We start from the raw sequence: 19,984 nt of genomic DNA, 5'->3' as shown, positions 1-19,984 counted from the left end.
ATCCATTAGCGATTAACCAAAACTCCTGGGCTCTCTTGTTCTGGCACTATGGTCTCCACGTCCATCTGAGCGCAATATTCAAGATCGGCTGTGTTATTCAAACGCAGCAAACGTTGACCATGGGTTGCCACATGCATCAGGTCTAGCATGCGGTGTTGCCATTGCTCATAGAGGCCTACGGCTGCAACAGCGGAGTCGTTGCCCGTGCATTCCACAAAGCTTTGGCCTGTTTTTTCCATCAGTGCATGGATAATCGCTCCAGCACATACGGTATCTTCTAAGGAGTACGTGCCTTCCCAGCCAGAACCCACCAACCAGACAGATTCAGGTTGCTCTTGCTTACGCAGGAGTTTGTCCACGACGGCCTGGCGCGTGGTTAGGGCAGCGGTCATGACTAACGGTGCAGCTTGAATTCGTTGCAGACAGCGGGTGCCGTTGGTGGTACTCATAAACAAGCGCCGACCCGCCGTACGCTCGGGATCATGATCGCGAGGGGAATTGCCCATGTCGAATCCATCTACTCGCTGACCACCACGTTCTCCCGCAAGAATACGTTTCTCAGAGGGCCATTGTTCGCTAGCTTTCACCAACTTATCTAAATCACTAAACACCTCGATGGCTTCAGCACCTGCTGCAAATGCGGCTGCCATGGTGGTAGTTGCCCTGAGGACATCAATTGAGATCGCACAGGCAGGCAGGGTATCAACTGGCGTCTCTTCTGGTGTGTGGTAAACGAATAATTTCACAAAAATTAAGAGCGGACAGACCTGACTATTCTATGCGGGAACGTACTCAAAAAATGTATGTGCTTATCAAATCCCTCCGACAAATCGTCCTGGATTTAATATTCCATGGGGATCGAACTGCTGTTTGATGGCTTTCATCATGTCCGTAGCATTCCCGGTATAGCCCCAGGGCTCTATGGTTAGGGATGGAGGTGCTTGCAAAATTGTGAGATAGCCTTTGTGGGCGGTGCAGTGCGATCGCAATGTTTCTAGGGTACCAGCGACATCGTGGGCATCGGCAGACAGCGCAATTAACCCCAACCCACTGGCATTATGCAACCGAGCGAGCCAGCTTGAGGGGAACGTTTCTAACAGCTGCAGTAAAGGGACTAGATGGGTGGGCAACACCCCGATCTTACATAATACTTTGGTTGGACTGCCCAGCTGTAGTGCCAGGGAGGACCAGAATGAACTATCTTCGGCAGGCTTACTCGTCAGTCCGGCTGTTTTAGCAATTGTTTCAAACCGTTCTACTTGCTCCTCGACACCGGCAGGAATACCTTGAAATCGACCTGCTAAGCGAACACCATTGTCTGTACCAATAAGATCCATGGCGCTGGACGTAATGCCCTGTAGCCGAGTTTGTAAGGCCGCTTCAGCGATCGCCTCAGCGGGTCCCGATAGCACAACGGTCTGGGATTGAACCGCCATGGGATATAGCCTGAGGGTCAACTGGCTGAGAATGCCCAACGTGCCATAGGCCCCGGTCATCAGCTTCATCAAGTCATAACCAGCCACATTTTTGACCACTCGGCCACCGGCTTTCACCACCTCACCGTCATAGCGCACAAACTGCACACCGATCACCGTATCCCGCACGCTGCCATAGCGCTGTCGCAGAGAACCGCCATCAGCAGTCGCTACAATGCCCCCCAACGTCGCCTGATCAGCATAGAGGGGGTCTACTGGCCAAAATTGGTTCTGAGGCTGTAATTTAGCCTGCAAATCGGCAAAAGCTATTCCCGCTTCCCCCCGCATGGTAAAGTCATCTACCCAATGATCCACCAGGCGATTCAACTTAGCGGTACTAATGACCACATCGGCATTATTCAGCTTGTGGTGACAACCCCAATGCAGCTTGGTACGTTGGCCACAGGTCACTATACGCAGGCGCTGTTCGTAGCAGGTGCGCACAACCGCCGATAGCTGTTCAATGGACTCAGGAAAAACAATCCTGAGATCATTATGTGTCTCAAATCGATGATCGCCGAGATTGGACCAAGACATTACCTGGTCGGGACCAAGCAAGGATTCAAATTTATTGACTACGGGGCTCATGGTGATGCGCTGACTGCGCTTTCCATTTTATCGGTTACTGGTTGGAGCGTGGGGAGTCGGTCTAATCAATGCCTATTTTTACGGGGCCACTGCCAGAATTTTGGGGGGGGTCAGAGCGCACCTTACGGTAGTCGGCATAGAGCTGATCGCGCCAGGTCCAAAACCGCTCATAGTCCGGCTCGTCCGCCAGTCCTGGCACACCTTTGCCACAAAGTCCTTCGGGTAAATCAATGTAGCGCTGGTCTGGAAACTTGAGATACATGGAAATGCCAGCGACGGCAAAGTCCGCCAGGGTGGGCTGAATGCCTACCAGGTAGGGGTGTTCTGACAAGACGATGCAGATTGATGATAGCGCCTGTTTCAGACTCAAGGTGGCGGCTTTAATGTCATCAGGGCCAAAGCCTACACCTGTACCTAGCAGGTTAAGTAAGTCTCCGGGCACAGCGCTGACTAGACCTTTTAGGACATCAGGGGTGGACGCAGGCAGCAGCGCTGTCCGAAAGCTGGGATGTTGGTTAAAGGCTCCAATCATGGCCTTGCGGGCATTAGGGCCCATGGATTCATCGGCCCAGTCTTCTAGCATTAAACACAGACCGCGCATGGCTCCGTCAGCTGGTAAGACGGGCCGTTCGGGATAGGTTTCATCCAGGTAGGTTGCGATCGCAGTAGAATCTGCTATTACCGTTGCTCCATCCTTAATCACCGGTACCTGACGTTGTCCTGACAGCCGATACAGCTCCACCTGCCCCACCCCAGGCATCACTTCAACAGTTTTATAGGGCAGTTGCTTATAATCCAGAAGCAGCCGGACCTTTTCACAATAGTGAGACGCTTCAAACTGATGTAGCTCTATCATTTTGGGGAGAGTTTTGAATTGAACCTACTGGCCTCAAGTAAAAATGCTGACATAAAACAGTAACAGCAAAGCAGTGTAAGGCATTGAGTTGATAATGTTGTAACTCACAACTCAGCACCCAAAGCTCAAAACTCCCTTAAGAACACCCTGTGGGTTCAGCCACGTTCACCGTCAAATTTTCATACCCCAGGGGCTCAATTAGTTGCCGCATAGTCAGTTCAGCCCGTTCACTGGCCATGGTCAAGATCCCCTCATCACAGGCTCCTTGACGAATTTGCTTAAGGGCTTCCTGCTGCGCTAAGGCCTGGAGTTCCGGGGCACGATCCGGACCTAAGCTCAAGAAACCACGGTCGTACTCATATACTTTTGAGCGAGTGACATCTAACTTACTATCCAGAACTTTAGGCGCTGGCAGGGTCAAAATCAGGCTCGGTGGCAAGTCTTCAGAATCATTGATCACCTGTACATTTTCTTCGCTGATCGCCCCAAGATCGATGCCTGCACGGACTTCTCCGTGGGCAATGTATAACAAGTTAGTTTGACCAATCACATAGTTACCGACTGTCCGGTTGCTTTCCGTGGGCACCACTGCCTCCATGGAAAAGATAGCCGTCGTCAGTTCGCTAGCCCCCTGAATTTGCTCAACGATCAGGGTGCGCGTATCCACCGTATCCTCCGGTGGTTTCGGCGTGAACATTAGCTTCACACCATCCATAAACTGATCCCCAGTACGCCACAGGCCATAACCTGCCACCGAGGCCACCACTAAGCCGCCACCAAAGACCACCATCGATAGCATTGACAAAACCCGCCACACTCCTGGCTGCTGCTGCGGGTTGGGATTGGTTTGTTTATCCTTCTGCTTATCCGTTTTACGAACGCGACTGCGATTAGTAATGCGGGAGGGACGAGTAAACATGATACCGCCTAGAACGCTAGGGATGATTCTAACGTCAGTTGCGAAGAATGAACGTTCAATGCGACCAGTTGTATTAAATGTCCTAATTCACATGCATGTATGGTTCCATACAACCTAGGTAAACACGATAATGTGAATAGGACCGCCCTATTTTGCTGATTCCATGACCGCTTCTTCATCCGAGACCAATCAACAGCGTCTTAAACGCTTTCGCAACAATCTACTGAAGCTCCATAAGCTGCTTTTAGAGTCAGAGCGTGTACGCTACGAACAGGTCAATGGCCCCATTAAAAATAAAGGTGAATTCTTTCAACTGGTGATCAGTGACGATGCGTTTAGCTGGCTACGTCCCATTTCCCAGTTCATCGTCCAGATTGATGAATTTACCAGTACCAAGGAACCGCCCGAAAACCCCGAAGAGACAGCGGCCATTTTTCTAGAGAAAGGGCGGTTGATGTTAAAACCCAATGAAAATTCATCTACGCCCTTAGCTGCCAAATATTTTGAAGCCATTCAGAGTGATCCTCAAATTGCTCTGATGAATGCAGAAATCACTAAAGTCTTTCGAGCCGAGAGGCCTGGTCTTTGATCCAGACTGATGATGTGATAATTCTCTCCCATGCCCTGTGATAGCTTTTGCGAAACATAAATCAAGCCTAATCACATTGAGCATGGATCACGGACCTTGTATTGAACTAGTTTGCTGATTGCTTGTTGGGGGATGTTGATTTCTTTTGCGATCGCACCCTCAATCTCCCCAGGCACAGTCAGATCAAACTGTAGTTTGCGATCGCCGAGATCATTAAAAATAACCCTGGCCTCAGAGGTGCCAGCTTCATTACAAATCTCCACCCGAATGACCCTGATCGCCTCTTTTGAAATGTCTTCTTCAGGCTGCACACCTGTAATCACATAGCGTGATGTGTCATAGGTACGCCCCAGAATTCTGAGCGTCATCAGCTGGCCGATGGTCCAAAAAGCACCCCCTAACACTAGCAGCGATAGCCACAGCCGTAATACTCTCCAATTCAATAATTGAGACAGCTTTCGCAAGGTGATGATGTTTAACGCCTAATGCACCGATCATACCCAGCAATGAGCGACATCATATTTCTGTTATATTCTCTGCCCATACTAAGGAGCGGTAAACTTTATTGGCCCGTATTGGGTATCCCCCATGATTATCCTGCTGGTTGAAGATGACCCCGCCCAACTACGACCGCTGTGCATCGCCTTATCCGAATCAGGTCACTTAGTCGATGGTGTGGAAGATTCTCAAGAGGCTCAATGGTTGATCAACAATAGGGACTATGATCTGTTGATTTTAGACTGGATGCTGCCTGTGGTTAGCGGCGTGTCTTTATGCCAACAGTACAGAGCATTGGGTAAAGCATCTCCTGTGTTGATGCTGACAGCTAAGGATACAACGGCAGATAAGGTGGTGGGTTTGGATGCTGGAGCTGATGACTACTTGGTAAAGCCTGTAGACATTCCAGAACTGTTAGCCAGGGTGCGAGCGTTGGGTCGCCGCTCACCCCAATGGCATGGCGATCTACTGAGCCTGGGTGATCTGCGTCTCCATATTTCCACCCTGATCCTGGAGCGCCAGCAGACACGCATTCGTCTCTCCAGTCGCGAATTTCATTTGATGGAATACTTGATGCGACGTTCAGGCCAGGTGATCACCCGCGATAATATCGAACAAACGCTATGGACCTGGGGTACTGAACCAGAAAGTAATGCCGTAACAGCCCTGATCTGGCGACTGCGGCAGCGGTTGGACGAATTAGATGCCAAAAGCTGGCTGGAGACCGTTTACGGTATGGGCTATCGTCTTAAAATTCCTGAAAAAATTTCTTAAAGGGTTCCACACCTGTCGCAATGTTCAATCGCAGTCGTCTTAATCTGGCTTATTGGTTTGCCCTTTCCATGGGGAGTATTTTGATTGCGTTTACCGGTGTGGTTTACACCCTCGAAGCTGACGATAAGCTCCAGGACTTTGATGAGAAGTTGTACTTGACAGTTAAGGACATTGATAATCGCACCTACTACCGTCCCGATCAGGGAGACTGGCTGTTGGCCAAAGGCACCACACTGGTGGGAGAGAATTCCCTATCTCCCCAGAATGAATTACTTTACGTCCGTTGGTACAACCACAATTGGAAATTAATTCAGTTTGTTGGCTCCACCCATGACCTGAAGCCGGTGATGGAGCCCAAAAAACGCTTTGAGACAATTTATATCAATGGTGTTGCTCCTTCGCAGCAGGCGATTCGTCAACTGACCGTCCCAATTAGATATAACAAACGTGTTGTCGGATATATCCAAGCAGCCACCCCACTAAATCCCCTACAGGCTGATTTAAACCGAACGCTTGTGATTTTGACCCTGGGTGTCCCTGTGACCCTTGGCATTATTGGCTTAACCGGATGGATTTTAGGCGGCATCGCTATGCAGCCTATTCGACAATCTTATGAGCGCCTGCAAAGATTCACAGCTGATGCCTCTCACGAATTACGTAATCCATTGGCGGCCATCCTCAGTAATGCTCAGGTTGCCCTTATCCCTAATCTTGAGTCAGGGTCTCAAGAGGAATGTGTAAAAGAGATCGAAACTGCGGCTAAGGCAATGGGGGGCCTCATTGAGGATCTTTTGTTTTTAGCCCGCCATGAGGGGCCAATTAATGGAGCTGCGCTGATTGAACAGATTAGTGTTGGAGACCTGCTCAAGCCTCTGGTGGACTATGGTCGTACCCAAGCTTTCCGACGAAATCGCACATTTGTTCACGACATCCCAAACCATACCGCTACGGTCAAAGTGAATGCACAGCTCCTGCGCCGAGCCCTGACCAATCTTTTAGACAATGCATTTAAGTACACCAAAGATAGCGGTATTGTTCAGCTGCATCTTCAAGTTCAGGCCAATCATGTGCTGATTCAGGTTGAAGATGATGGTGTTGGTATTCCAGAAGCAGATTTACTCCAAATTTTTGAGCGATTTTATCGGGTTGATGCAGCGCGATCGCGACATACAGGTGGATTTGGCCTCGGTCTATCAATTGCTCAACAGGTGGTGCGTGCCCACAATGGACAGATTACGGCAACAAGCACTGTGGGCAAAGGCAGTAATTTTCAAGTTCAATTGCCACTCAATTAGTCCCCACAGGTCTGCGTCAGCAATACGGACATTAACTGCGAGCGCGCCCAAATCAGCGGCACGCTCACAAAAGCTATGACAATGCTTCAAGTAGTGACAGTATGCCTATGCCAAAACCAAATATTAGTGCCAGTTTTAGCAACCATGGGAAACCCATAACGAGGACTGTCCAGCCGATGGTCACATTCAAAAAAACAGCCAACAACAGACAGACGGCACAAAAGACATAGGTTAACAACAGAAACCCCTGAAGCAACTTGCCCAGCAAATAGTACCAATACGGGTGATGATGAATTTTTCGCATAAACACCTCTAACAGTCATTACAAACAGAGATCATTGAGAGATGTAGAACTCTCTCTACATCTCTCAATGATTAAGCAGCTGCGCGCGCGCTCGGGGTAGATAGTTGTCGGGTGAGATAACGTACCGAGTCTGGCTCTGATAATGGAAAATTGACAACAGGCAGAGGCAGAACTGGCTTGATCAACAAAACCAAACCATTACGATCAATGACCTGCACGGGAGTATCTACCGGTAAAGGATAACGTAATGCATCAGCACAACGCGCCAACCAAGATACTCCCTGCAGTTGCACTCGACCAACAGAACCAGGCTCAATTAACTCAATCACTCTGCCCTGGACTTTCAAAAAGCCTAAGGCTTCAGAAGGAGGTGTAGTGGTGTCAAGGCTAAAGACTTTTTTCCAAAATGGGCGGATAGACATATTAGTTTCCCCCTTAACTATGGCATACAGTTCCTATACATAAAAGCTGCAGCAACGCTAGCTTCTAAGACTTGTTAGAGTTAGTACCTTGGGAGTCTTTGATAATTTCAATTTCTCCGCTGGAACCAGAAAGTACTACGGTTGCAATTGTTTTTCTAGCAGGTTTATCGGATTTAGGCTGCGGCGATTGGTTAAACAGCAAAATCAGTACCCCGCTTAAGCTTAAACCAAGCAACATGTCTAGTGGCATAATACAATCCCTCACTTAATATCAGCACTTACATCGTTTGGTGCTTTGTAATCTTATCTTGCCAAAGAGAAAGTCTAAGTTGAAACCTCTAAAGTCTTGAGAGTTGTCAGTTGTTTTCAAGCCTCTTAGTGTCCCTAATCATAAAAAGTCAGGTGGAAATGAATGACTTTCCATGACGTACTACAGAAGTCAGTACAAATGCTTTGGTAAAAAAGTCATAATGTCATAGTAAAAAGTCATTTAGACGTTTAAAAAGTCATATGACTTACGTTAGACTCCTGGATATACAAGGGTTGTGTGTGTCTACTTTACAGTCAAGGAGTCTACTTTGGAGCTAAAGGATGTCTTAGCCTATGTCGATCGCTGTGTTTTTGAATATGCTGATCGACATCTAAATAAGATTGAGAAAGATATTATCCGCTGGACTTATGAAGGCCTTTCATACGATGAAATGGCAATTCAGATGCAATATGGCTCAAGTACCCTACGTGCTGTATACGGATATCAACTATGGCGGCTTCTGAGACGGGTGTGGCCCAATGAAAATATTAATAAATCGAGATTTAGAGGGATTATAGAGCGTCTTTATCGAGAAGATCTAGACTTAAGTAGAGATAGTAATCAACAAAGCTCTGTCTCAAACACTTCTAATCTGGACCTTAAGATAATTCCTGAAAACAATTCTAATGGTGTTTATAGAAATGAATTAATACCTCGCTTGGTTGATACCCTCAAGTCAGGGTGTCGGGTACTTCTTTTGACTGGAGCTAAGGGTATTGGAAAAAGTTACCTGATTGAATCTTTGGGCTCAGAACTAAGGAATCATTTTGCGCAGGTCGTTTATCATTCAACCCACGAAGCTGCTACCTGGCGAACGTGTTACCAAGAATTATCTGCTCTTGGTTTATTGGATTTAACCAACGAATCTGCAAATAAGACGGCTGTATCAGAGCATCAAATGCGTCAGCAGCTACTCCAAGTACTCCACCAGGCCCCATATCTAATAATTATTGATCAGACTGAGCGCTTTATAGAAGATCTCAAACAGGAGATCTTCTATAAAGAAATAACAACGGCTATCAATCACCAAAGTGCCATACTATGGGTTAGCGCTATTCGCCCTGCTGAGATCAATAGGCGCGTTACTATAGAGACCTTGAAAGGCTTCTCATTTGACGAAGCAAGTACTTTTATAAATGAAGAATATCCACATCTCAGCAACTCACTATCTCAAAATGAGATTCACTGGAGGCAGCTTGTCAAGCTATGTGGAGGAAGTCCTGAGCTTTTACATAAGAGTATTGAGGCCTTGCAATCATTTTATTCTATTAACCAGATTGAGCAGTTTACGACTGTTCTCTCATCGTTTCCACCTTCTCTATTTAAATACTTTGAGAGTTTGACAGATGAGTTATCAGAAATAGAACAAAAATTACTCTATCTATTTGCCTTTAATCCCCTATCCTGGAATGATGTACAAAAATGGCCAATAATAAATAAATTTTCGCAAGATCAGTTGATGCAGGCGTGGAGTATGCTACATCGTCGGCATCTTTTAGAGTACTTTTCAGAAACCGATGGTATCTATCAGATTACTCCACCATACTTGGGCCTTTATTTACTCCAAAAGTTAAGAGAGATATTTCTGCAAGAGTTAAATGTAGAAAACCTAAAGCTTTTCCACACTTACCCGTTGTCTCTACCAACTGCCTCTGTAGAGCAGCAGAAAATCCTTAAAAACTATCTTTTGGTGCCTATGGTCAATACGCTTAGGCATCGGTTGTCGCCAGAAGATTTACATGCTAAATTTGGTCGCCTGATCAGTCAGCTTACTACATTGCCTGCATCCTCTTGTAGCTATGCAGCCGGTAGCCTATTTAATTTAGCTGTCCACATGAGACTATCGCTCGTCGATGTGAGTTGGGCTAACCTAACCCTATGGCATGCTGATCTCAGAGCACCTGGATTACAGGGCCTAGATTTTAAAGGATGCCAATTTCGAGAGGCCGTCTTAATGACGGGAGTATACGAATCTTTTGAGATCGCACTACATCCTAATAGAGCAGCGATGGTCATTGGCGATTCGCAGGGATTTTTGCAGGTTTATCAATGGGTTAACAATCGATTTATTTTGGCCTGGTGTGATGATCTGGGTATCCCCATTCAGCAAATAGTGATTACAGATAGCAATACGCTAATTGTGGTCTTAATCGACCAGAGCATTCTAATTTGGGACACACTTACCCGTAAAGAACAGTCTTATAGTGATGTATCTGGCGTTGCCGCTATTTGCAGTATTGACCTGAAAGCTCATTTACTTGCAATTGGCTTGGGTAATCGAGAAATTCAGCTTTGGAATTTAATATTGGGTGAAAAAATAAGCGAACCGCTGTGTGATGCCAATGATATTGTGAGACATTTGGCATTTAGTCCAGATGGCAGAATTTTAGCAGGCTATGACAACAACAATTCAATACTGGTTTGGCACTACAATGCATCACATAATACCTACACCATGGCTGAGGCTCCACTGCCCTTAAACCCCTACGGAGATTTCTTAGCGTTTCAATGGATGGGGGATCAGCTGAGTGTGATTGAAGCGATGTCAAATGATGATTCCCATAAACGCCTATCTAAGGTCGTAGTTCGCTCCTTTACAGTCACTGATCAGACTATGGCAGAAGATTCAATCGATTTCAAAGTCCAAGAATTGGAGATTAATGCCAGCCAGCCTTACCAGGCTACCTTTAGTAAAAATGGAAGATATCTAGCAGTGTGTGACATAGATCACACGGTTTGGGTTTGGAATGATATTATGTCCCTAATAGAGCTGATTACTTTACCGGAATTGCCCGATACCCTGTTTATCAGTGATGATGGACAACAGCTTCTATGCCAAAATCCTTCTAACATAAGTATTTGGAGCCTTAAGACCCAAGAGATTTTACAGATTTGGGAAACTGTCAGTGATCTAGATCAATACCAGGACTGTAAATTTTACACAAAACAAGGGTTCTCAGACGACGAACTGTATACAGTGCAAAGGCTTGGAGGTGTAGTCGTTGAGTGAATATTACTTGGGATGTTACAAACCCTGAACAATCCTTCGAGAATTACTGAGAAGCACTAGAATTTTCGTATAAATTGCGCTAATACATACTTAAGCTCACTAGGACAGGTCTAACGGAGACCTGACGTTCAATGTATTCCAACAACGGTGAATTTTTTGCTAGCCGACCGGCCACCAGGGCGGAGCGTGAGGTTTACGGCTATGTTCGTCAGCTTTCAAGAATAGAAGATGCCCAGCAGGCAATTGATGCATTTTACGGCCTTCTTTTCAAAGCAAGTGTTACTCTCCCAGAGCTGGATTCTAACTCAGTGCGCCATGCACTGTTGCATATCTTGGAATCTCCCGAGGCTAATAAAATTCTGCCCTATGTGATTAATCGGTGCTTCTATACAATTGGCAATATATGGCGCATGGATACTAGTCGTCATTCTGCTCTGAGAACATTGATCCTCAGGGCCAGTGCCGTCCCTGAGAAACGTCCAAGAGACAGGCGTGTTAGGCAACTGGTAAACGCTATGGATGCCTATGTAAAAAATGGCAGTCTGTATGTTCCTCTACAGCGTCAGATGCATTTGCTATGCGATCTTCCCCAGGAAGAAGACTGCACATCTTTTGCCAATTGTTTCAAGGATTACTTCTTTATTTATGAGTCAGCAGCCGTTACCCGCGATATTCCGCTACATCATCGTAAAAGTATTCAGCTACAGCGCAAGCACCAAGCCCAGCATTTCAACAAACGTCTCAATAACTATTGGCACGATTATCAACAAGGGCTAAATCCAGTTAATCCCACAAGATTGTCCGATGATGACCTCAGAAATGCAATTTGGGCATTTCTCCCCGGGCGAGACGGTAGCTACTTAAAGCAAGCTTGTCAGTTTGATGAATTTTATCGTTCTCGTCAGAAGCGCGAGGACTTTCTGACGCATTTCCATGGGTATGTGATGGAGCCCTTTGTGGAGGCTAACTCACGGTTTAAAAATAATCGGTTTAGCAGTTCAGTTAGGACTACATTAGTTGAGAGTTTGGGGACAGACACAGCACCCATCACCGATGCATCGATTACATACATGTGCAGTCGGCTGTTAAAAATACTGGTGTGTAATACATTGGAGCATCCTGACATTGGTCAGTTTAAGCATCTGATCAAGACCGTAGGCCATCAGGCACTAACGGCAGTTCTGTTAAAGATCGTCCTGTTTAAGCGTACGGTGCGTTCTTGGTTCGAAGACCGCTTTGGCATTTTGTTCCACAAGTGGGAATCATCTTCACTGGATTCCATTGGTTGGTTGGTACAGTCCTTTGAATACATGAATGTAGCGCTTGCCTTAAATGCCCCCTGGGTTAATTACGTACCTAAGGCTAGACACACTGTCGCTTAAGCTCTTTCTAGATAAGGACGGAACGTCAGAAAACATACCAAAGTACCCTTGGGTTAAGGCTGCCAGGACACTGCAGCCCAGATAGCGCAATAGATATCGAGAGCCCGTCCAGCTGTTCTGGAACTAAAGTCCATGTGCTGAAGAAGGCTGGCAGCTCCATGGATGACGACAGCGTGAGTTCGTAGAGAAAGCCTACAACGTTGAGGGCGATGAGCCCGTAGGTTACATAGGGCGTAATCTGAACCGGATTTTCGTCACGAATAGGGATCACGCTGCCCCCAGAAAATCATTTGTCCATAGGGTATTAGGGTAAGCATCGTCTCATGGGCAATATTTCTTAACCCCAAGCATCATCTGAAGTTCATATATAGCTCTTTTGATGAAAATCCTGTGAAATGTCCAAGGATACGTATCAGTCACAACATTTACTGGCAGGGGTACTTCGCTAACTTTTTTGGCGTGAGCAATCGCTCAGATTAATATTCAACAATCTTCTCAACCCCCACTGAAGGTTTCTATTGTGTCTATCAAGATTGAAAAAACAGCTTTTTCCTGGATATTATTGGGCATCGCTGCTCAGCCATTTTTATCATCGTCTGTTCAGGCGGCATCCTTTGGCTTTGGCGAGACTGCCGTTGAGACCATCAACTATCTGGCTGAAAATTTAAAAGGACGGAGTGTAGGTACCCAAAAGGAAGCCGAAACGGTTGACTATCTTGTGCAGCAGCTCAAGGGATTTGGGTATAAGCCTACCTTGCAGCCATTTACCTATGAATGGCAAGGTGAGACGCTAACTTCTTATAATATTTTGGCTGAGCGCACTGGCACCTCGGGTCAGCAAATTCTGTTAGGGGCTCACTACGACAATGCTCCCAGCAGCGCTACGCTAGATCGTACCAATCTGGAAGGCGTTAACGACAATGCTTCAGGGGTTGGTGTTTTGCTAGAACTGGCGCAACGTCTGGAACCAGAAACTAACAACACAATCAAATTTATTTTCTTTGGAGCTGAAGAAATTGGGTTAGTTGGCTCAAATTTTTATGCTGACAGCCTGAGTAAGCAAGAGATTGACGATACGTTACTGATGGCCAACCTCGATAGTTTGATAGTAGGCGATAAGATGTACTTCAATGCGGGGCGGGGGGCCACAGAAAAACCTTCGTGGTTCAAGTATCGAGATCTTGCCCTTGAAATTGCCGCCGAAAATGACATTGCGGCAGAAAGTAATCCAGGGTTCAATGCCTTCTATCCAAAGGGGACCGGCTGCTGCAGTGATTTAGAATCGTTTGATTTTTTGATGCCCGTGTTGGCAGCTGAGGCGACGAACTGGGACATTGGTGCTCAAGATGGCTTTACTCAGACTTCTGATCCTAGGGTACCTAATGGGCGCACTTGGCATGACCCGGCCACTGATAATCGAAAGTTTATCAATACAATTTTCCCTGGTTTGATTGAGGAGCGCACGCGAAATTACACACTAATCTTTGATGATTTTATTGATCGGGTAGATGCTGAATCGGTACCAGAGCCGATGAGTCTGTTGGGGTTTGCGACTCTGGGGGTCGGTGGTTTGTTGCTCAAGCGACACAAAGAAACGGGGAGTTAAAAAAGGTGCGTTAGCAACAGTCTCCTAAAACTCACTTAGAAGACTGTTGTTATCCGTGATTTGTTTAAACATACTGTACGTTCCTGGTTTGAAGTCGGATATTCTTTGAATGTGTCCGAAAGTAGATATAGTCATTGAACTAACATAGATCGAGAAGAAAAGGCTTCTCTCAGAACATAGCCTGCACCTCGTATAGTGTGAATTAAGCGACTTTCACGATTGGCTTCTAGCTTTAATCGCAGGTAGCGAATGTAAACGTGCAAGATATTGGTTTCCCCACCAAAGTCATAGCCCCAGACTTCTTGGATGATGAGATCGCATGATAATACCTGTCGTGGGTGTGAAATCAGATAGACCAACAAGCTAAATTCCTTGGGTGTTAGTTTGATCAAACGGTCTCCACGATAGACTTCCCAGGTTCTCAAATCAATTTTTAAGTCCTGGAAGTTAAGAATATCTCGTCTGCCATGACCGTAACGTCTGAGGTGTAGCCGAATGCGAGCAACCAGTTCTTCAATGCTGGCAGGCCATCGCATGTAGTCATCTGCACCGGAGTCAAATGCGATCGCACAATGATTAACACTACCCTCATCCAGCAAAATAATCGGCAGTGCTTGCTGAGTTGATCGTAAGCGCCGACAAATTTCTAATCCTGATGGCCGTGACAACGCAAGATCTAAAATTGCTAAATCAGGTTGCTGCTCACGCAGTGACATCAAGGCGGAGATACCATCGTCCACTATCTTCAATTGATAGCCTTCGTAGCGTAATTCGGTTGTTATTAGCGTTGTTAAAGACGAATGGTTAGAGGCTACTAAAATCTGAATTGCCATGGATTTAGGATAGTTTACGTCAATCATTGGCATACCCTCACTCCCCTTCAGAGCGATTAACATGGCCTGCCATGCCTGCCAGCACAGGTTCGGATCCCAAGTTGGCATGGTCAACACTGAGATCAGCCTTGAGTTGTCGAGATTTTCGGTAAGTCATATCACTCAACAGACGCATAATGGCTGGAACCACCGTTGGCGTTAGGAATGTTGAAAGAGCCAGACCACCAGTTAATGCAATCCCTAGCCCCTGGTAAAGCTCTGCTCCTTTACCGGGAAAAACAGCCAGCGGCAACATGCCTAGCACACTCGTGCCAGCCGACATAAAGATAGGTCGCAATCGGTCGCGTACTGCGTGGTAAAGCGCCTCATCCAACCCACAACCTTCCATGTCTTGGAGTTGCAGAGCACGATCCACCAGGAGAATCGCATTGTTGACAACAACCCCTGTGAGAATCACAAATCCTAATCCAGTAATCATATCGAGGGGCACAACAACACCTGGAATCAGATTAGCGACCACCAAACTTAAGACAGCCCCAGTCATCCCCATGGGAACCGTCACCATAATCACCATGGGGTAAATCAACGACCGATACAGCGCCACCAATAACAAATAGGTGATCACCAAAGAGAGTAGAAACGCCTTTCCTAGCTGCAACAGAGTTTCTGTCAACACATCGGCAGACCCGGCTAGTTCCGCTCGATAGCCTGCGGGCCAAGACGCTCGCAATGGTTCCAGAATTTCCTGCTCAGTTTGCTCCAACAGAGCACCCAGGGGAGCTTCCCGTGCCACGCTGACCGTCAGCGTCACAGACCGCTCCAGATCTACATGGTTGATGACATCAGGCCCTGTAGTTTCCACCACATCGGCCACATCATCCAGCTGTAGTTGAAAGCCACTGTCACTGAAAATCGCTAGCTGCCGCAGTTGCTCTGGTGATTCCACAAATGCATCCTGCAGCTCCACGGTCACATCGAGCTCGCGACGTCCATCCGAAAATTCGGAGGCGCGTACACCACCAAGGGCCGCCTCGACCAGCGTTCCCAGCTCTAGTTCAGACAATCCTGCTTCAGCCAGCCGTTCTCGATTAGGGATTACCTGTAGTTCTGGTGCACCAGTGACAAAGTCTGAGCGGACGTTTTGGATACCAGGGAGCGATCGCAACTGATTACTAACATCTTGTTGGAGTTGATTCAGCTGATCTAGATCTGCCCCAACAATCTGGACTTCAAACTCTTTACCCGGATCACGAAATATGGGCACCCGCCGTGGCACCAGAAACCGATAGCCAGGATAGTTGACACTGGCCGCTCGCATTCGATTCACCATGCTGTCTAAGTTTCTACCCGTAGCCTCATCTGGCTCAAGGAAAGCTGCGATCGCTTGTAATCCTGGACGATGCACATAAAGGGTGCGAAACACCCCCGGTTGTTCACTGGCAAACTGACGGGGTTCTTCGGAAAGGGCAACCGCCTCTGGAATACTTGTTCCAGGAAAAGGGGCAGCCAGCCAAAGCACCAAGTTACGGTTGCCTTCCGGTAAATAATCTGCTGCCGGTAACAAACGGGTTGTCACCACAAGCAAGCCAATCGGAATAGCCAAGACCACCAGACGTCGACCCTGACGACCTGCCCCCAATGACCAACCAACGGTTGCTAGCAAACCTCGTTCCAGTCGACCTTGCCATCGCCGAAACACACCAGATGTTCTCGCCACCATCCGTTCAAACCAGTTTCCCTGTCGATACACCGGGTCCAGCAGCATTTGCTGAGCTTCAGCCTGGTTGAGAAACAGACCCGACAGCATGGGCACTAGCGTCAAAGCAGCAAAGAGTGAAAACAGAACAGACGCCGATAACGCCATGCCGATGTCAAAGAAAAGCTGTCCGGCTTCTCCTGTGACCAACACAATGGGAGCAAATACCGCAATTGTTGTTAGCGTTGAGGCCAGCATAGCCCCAGCAACCTCTTGAGTGCCGTCAATCGCCGCCTGCACAGGTGACTTTTGCTGCTGCATGTGAGTGAATACGCTCTCAAGCACCACAATGGCATTGTCCACCACCATCCCCACAGCAAAGGCTAATCCGGCCAGACTGATCACGTTGAGCGAGCGCCCCAGGGCCGCAAACACCATAAACACCGCGATTAAGGTGGTGGGAATGGTAATCGCAATTACCGCCACTGTACGCAGCGACCCTAGAAACAGCAGCAACACCAGGGATGCCAGCATAGCCCCGATAACCAAGTTGCCTCGAACAAAGGAGATAGAATCGTTAATGTAGTCATTTTCGTCATAGGGGATATCAAATACGATGCCCTCACCTTCACGATCAAAGCGCTCTTCGAGTTCAACTAGAGCTGTGCGAATCCCTTGAGAGATTTCGGGAACATTTCCGCCCACCTGACGAATGATGCCCACGGCAACCGTAGGCTCTCCATCTCGAATCAACGCCCGGTCGCGAATCCTACGTCCAAATTGTGCTCGGGCCACATCTCCCAAATAGACCGTTCCAGAAGGATCTCGCCGCAGGACAAACGTTTCCAACTGTGCAACATCATTGGAACGACTGACCGTGCGCACACGATATTCTCGCCGCCCCACCACCAAGGGACCACTGCGAATATCTCGATTATTCTCCCGCAGTGTTGCCACCACATCTTCAATGGTGAGATTACGATCGGCCAGGGCACGCGGATCAACAACAACCTCAACCTCACGCTCTCGTCCGCCCGAAATCTGAAATTGCCCCACCCCTTCTACCTGGCGAAACCGGGGGATCACGACGTCATCAACTAAATCGCGGTAGTGATAATCATCCGACGTAAAACCCTCCTTAGGCGTCAGGATCACCCACATCATCGGACTGCTGCTACTGCTCACCACTTCAACATCCGATTCATCCGCCTCAGGGGGCAGGGAACCAACCTGCTGGAGCTTACTCAACACATCCACAAATCGCCCGTCAACATCCACATCCCACTCAAATTCAAGACTGATGATGCTCAAACCCAGGCGGTTAATGCTAGTGATTTCTTGAATCCCCTCGACTTCCTCCATACGTTCTTCGATGGGACGTGTGACCAGTTCTTCCACTTCAGTAGGGCTGGCCCCTGGATAGGGTGTGGTAATGGTAATCTCGGGGCGATCTCCGCCCGGTTGTAGTTCTAACGGTAATCTGAATAATGCCAAGGTGCCAAATAGGGCAATTAGGCAAAAGAGAACGGCGGTTCCGTGTCGCCAGCGGACGGCGGTTTTGATGGGGTTCATGATTTGGGGTGGGGGGGTGGATATTAGGCGAGAATATTGGAGGTGAGTTTGTTATTGGTTATTGGGGGTGGGGGGGTGGATTGGGGCATTTTGGGTTTGGTTTGGTTTGGTTATTGGTTATTGGGGGCTGGTGGAGGATACATGGGTAGGGGGGTTAGGCGTCGCTAAGAAACAACTTCATGACTTGAAATTTCTGCAGAAATTGATCCAGAACATTTATAGTCGCCCTAGCCGTAACCCCCAACTTAATGCTATTTGGAAGGCCTAGTACGTTGGGTCTTAGGGCGGCGTCCCGGCCCTAACCAGGGGGTTTGGGGAACTCGGAGGGACCCCAAGCAACATCTTGAAGTTCCTCATCAGCATTCTACGCAATGATCTAAACAACCAATAACAAAGACCCAATAACCAATAACAAAGACCCAATAACCAATAACAAAGACTCAATAACCAATAACAAGGAACAAATAACACCTACCCACCCTCTTCACCCGCCGATCGATCATCCGTAACATTTACCGTTGCCCCATCCTGCAACCCCTCAGCCCCCCGCACAACAATTGATTGACCCTCTTCAAGCTGATCAGACGTAACCGCCACAGATGTCCCCATATCAGCCACAATTTCAACTTCGATGGCCTGTGCTTGGTCGTCAGTAACTGAAAAGACAATCCATTCTTCAGCCCTTTGAACAAGGGCATCACGGGAAAGGATAAAGCCGGAGGTATTGCTTGCCAGCTCTAAGGTGCCTTGGATGGCCATACCGGGCAGTAATCCGGTGGGTGGATTGGCTAGCTGAAGCCGAACTTGCTGGCGTCGTGAGGCTTCGTCAGCGGTGGGGATGATACCTGCGATCGCACCTTGCCCCTGCCACTCAGGTAAAGCACGGGAGGTGAGTTCAACAGTTAACCCTGGCGTCATTTGACCCGCAAGATCCTCAGGAATTTCGAGAAAAATATCCAGGTCAGAGCGGTCAACCATCGACAGAATTGGATCGCCGATCTCCAAGTAGTCTCCTACATTAGCCATGCGCTCCTCAACAGTTCCAACCGTGGTTGCCTGAATTTGTGTGCGACTAACTTCAAGATGGGTTTGATCCACAGCGGTCTGACTAGCGGTGACAATGGCACGCTGGGCCGCAATTTCTTCTGCGGTGGGACCTGCGGTGGCTTCGGCGAGGACAGCGGCGGCTTCTAATCGCGATGCCTGGGCATCGGCAACAGCCGTTCTGGCTTCGATGAGCGATCGCTGAGGTAGACCGCCCACAGTTACTAATTCTTGCGTTCGCTGTAGATTGTCTAAAGCTTCTGCTTCCCTGGCCTGAGCCGACTGCAATAGGGCTCGGCGTTGTTCAATAATCTCGGGCCGGGTGCCGACTTCTAACTCGGCTAGATTGCTACGCTCAGAGGCGAGAGTCGCCTGGGCTTGGGAAAGGGCTAGGCGTTGGTCAGAGTCATCGAGGACTGCAATGGTTGCACCGACGTTGATCGGGTCTCCCGGCTCAACCAAAATTTGTTGTACAACGCCTGGGGTTTGCGATCGCACCGTCGCACTGGTTCTCGCCTCAACTTGACCGATGAGTTCAACTGATCGGATACCCTCTCCCGTCGTTAATCTTGTTACTTCCACTGGTCTTGGCGGTGGTCCTTGGGCAACAGTCTCTGGGGCGATTACTGCGCTGCTTTCTCGATTGATAAACCAAACCAAGCCACCCCCAGCCAGAATACCTATCACTAACCAGGGAAGCCAGTGATCTCGCCAATTATGCTCTTTCTCATACTTTCCAGGACGAGCTAAGGTCGCTGAATCAAAGTCCGAGGACATCTCCAAAACCTCTGTAACACTGCGTGATAGGTAT

General features: G+C 47.9%; 17 protein-coding genes. 6 read left to right on the top strand and 11 right to left on the bottom strand.

Going from position 1 to position 19,984, the window contains the following annotated elements:
• Window positions 1-5: 5 nt before the first annotated feature.
• The 4 genes from SPB21_RS08290 to SPB21_RS08275 form a co-directional block, all read right to left on the bottom strand.
• Window positions 6-746: a 2-phosphosulfolactate phosphatase family protein gene (locus SPB21_RS08290; protein ID WP_163660367.1), complete on the bottom strand. Its 741-nt coding sequence runs from the start codon at window positions 744-746 to the stop codon at window positions 6-8.
• A gap of 66 nt (window positions 747-812) precedes the next feature.
• The gene (locus tag SPB21_RS08285; RefSeq protein WP_499866282.1) at window positions 813-2,063 is read right to left on the bottom strand and encodes an FAD-binding oxidoreductase; all 1,251 of its coding nucleotides are present in this window, start codon (window positions 2,061-2,063) and stop codon (window positions 813-815) included.
• 61 nt (window positions 2,064-2,124) lie between these two features.
• Complete coding sequence (locus SPB21_RS08280) at window positions 2,125-2,919, bottom strand: glutathione S-transferase family protein (RefSeq protein WP_499866281.1); 795 nt, start codon at window positions 2,917-2,919, stop codon at window positions 2,125-2,127.
• Between the two features lie 136 nt (window positions 2,920-3,055).
• Window positions 3,056-3,838, bottom strand: a complete 783-nt coding sequence (locus SPB21_RS08275) for a DUF4230 domain-containing protein (RefSeq protein WP_163660371.1) — start codon at window positions 3,836-3,838, stop codon at window positions 3,056-3,058.
• Between the two features lie 163 nt (window positions 3,839-4,001).
• Between SPB21_RS08275 and SPB21_RS08270 the strand changes: the two genes are divergently transcribed.
• Window positions 4,002-4,427: a hypothetical protein gene (locus tag SPB21_RS08270; RefSeq protein ID WP_499058925.1), complete on the top strand. Its 426-nt coding sequence runs from the start codon at window positions 4,002-4,004 to the stop codon at window positions 4,425-4,427.
• 71 nt (window positions 4,428-4,498) lie between these two features.
• Here SPB21_RS08270 and SPB21_RS08265 read toward each other — a convergent pair whose 3' ends face one another.
• Window positions 4,499-4,891 (bottom strand): hypothetical protein, encoded by a 393-nt coding sequence (locus tag SPB21_RS08265; protein WP_250565769.1) that lies wholly within the window; start codon window positions 4,889-4,891, stop codon window positions 4,499-4,501.
• Window positions 4,892-5,015: 124 nt separating this feature from the next.
• Between SPB21_RS08265 and SPB21_RS08260 the strand changes: the two genes are divergently transcribed.
• Together SPB21_RS08260 and SPB21_RS08255 are read left to right on the top strand one after the other, a co-directional pair.
• On the top strand, window positions 5,016-5,699 hold the full coding sequence (locus tag SPB21_RS08260; RefSeq protein WP_163660375.1) for a response regulator transcription factor: 684 nt from the start codon (window positions 5,016-5,018) through the stop codon (window positions 5,697-5,699).
• A 20-nt stretch (window positions 5,700-5,719) separates the two neighbouring features.
• Window positions 5,720-6,994, top strand: a complete 1,275-nt coding sequence (locus SPB21_RS08255; protein ID WP_499866280.1) for a sensor histidine kinase — start codon at window positions 5,720-5,722, stop codon at window positions 6,992-6,994.
• 375 nt (window positions 6,995-7,369) lie between these two features.
• Here SPB21_RS08255 and SPB21_RS08250 read toward each other — a convergent pair whose 3' ends face one another.
• Together SPB21_RS08250 and SPB21_RS08245 are read right to left on the bottom strand one after the other, a co-directional pair.
• A complete protein-coding gene (locus tag SPB21_RS08250; protein ID WP_163660381.1) occupies window positions 7,370-7,720 on the bottom strand; it encodes an NfeD family protein in 351 nt (116 codons plus the stop codon).
• A 64-nt stretch (window positions 7,721-7,784) separates the two neighbouring features.
• The gene (locus SPB21_RS08245) at window positions 7,785-7,970 is read right to left on the bottom strand and encodes a hypothetical protein (RefSeq protein WP_163660383.1); all 186 of its coding nucleotides are present in this window, start codon (window positions 7,968-7,970) and stop codon (window positions 7,785-7,787) included.
• Between the two features lie 328 nt (window positions 7,971-8,298).
• On the opposite strand from SPB21_RS08245, the gene SPB21_RS08240 reads away from it, so the two are divergent.
• Together SPB21_RS08240 and SPB21_RS08235 are read left to right on the top strand one after the other, a co-directional pair.
• Complete coding sequence (locus tag SPB21_RS08240) at window positions 8,299-11,040, top strand: helix-turn-helix domain-containing protein (RefSeq protein ID WP_499866279.1); 2,742 nt, start codon at window positions 8,299-8,301, stop codon at window positions 11,038-11,040.
• A gap of 131 nt (window positions 11,041-11,171) precedes the next feature.
• Complete coding sequence (locus SPB21_RS08235; protein WP_499866278.1) at window positions 11,172-12,422, top strand: Sll1247 family protein; 1,251 nt, start codon at window positions 11,172-11,174, stop codon at window positions 12,420-12,422.
• A 25-nt stretch (window positions 12,423-12,447) separates the two neighbouring features.
• Here the strand turns inward: SPB21_RS08235 and SPB21_RS08230 are convergent, their stop codons facing one another.
• A complete protein-coding gene (locus tag SPB21_RS08230; RefSeq protein ID WP_499866277.1) occupies window positions 12,448-12,693 on the bottom strand; it encodes a hypothetical protein in 246 nt (81 codons plus the stop codon).
• Between the two features lie 249 nt (window positions 12,694-12,942).
• Between SPB21_RS08230 and SPB21_RS08225 the strand changes: the two genes are divergently transcribed.
• The gene (locus SPB21_RS08225; protein ID WP_499866276.1) at window positions 12,943-14,028 is read left to right on the top strand and encodes a M28 family peptidase; all 1,086 of its coding nucleotides are present in this window, start codon (window positions 12,943-12,945) and stop codon (window positions 14,026-14,028) included.
• A 131-nt stretch (window positions 14,029-14,159) separates the two neighbouring features.
• Here the strand turns inward: SPB21_RS08225 and SPB21_RS08220 are convergent, their stop codons facing one another.
• From SPB21_RS08220 to SPB21_RS08210, 3 genes are all read right to left on the bottom strand, one after another.
• Window positions 14,160-14,861: a response regulator transcription factor gene (locus tag SPB21_RS08220; RefSeq protein WP_499868685.1), complete on the bottom strand. Its 702-nt coding sequence runs from the start codon at window positions 14,859-14,861 to the stop codon at window positions 14,160-14,162.
• Window positions 14,862-14,898: 37 nt separating this feature from the next.
• The gene (locus SPB21_RS08215) at window positions 14,899-18,129 is read right to left on the bottom strand and encodes an efflux RND transporter permease subunit (RefSeq protein WP_499866275.1); all 3,231 of its coding nucleotides are present in this window, start codon (window positions 18,127-18,129) and stop codon (window positions 14,899-14,901) included.
• A 471-nt stretch (window positions 18,130-18,600) separates the two neighbouring features.
• Window positions 18,601-19,950, bottom strand: coding sequence for an efflux RND transporter periplasmic adaptor subunit (locus SPB21_RS08210; protein ID WP_499866274.1), 1,350 nt, complete (start codon window positions 19,948-19,950; stop codon window positions 18,601-18,603).
• Window positions 19,951-19,984 lie beyond the last annotated feature (34 nt).

This window comes from Leptothoe sp. ISB3NOV94-8A, from assembly GCF_043421595.1.
In the GTDB taxonomy this organism is placed as follows: Bacteria; Cyanobacteriota; Cyanobacteriia; order Phormidesmidales; family Phormidesmidaceae; genus Leptothoe; species Leptothoe turfae.
This window is presented reverse-complemented; position numbering and strand designations above follow the sequence as displayed.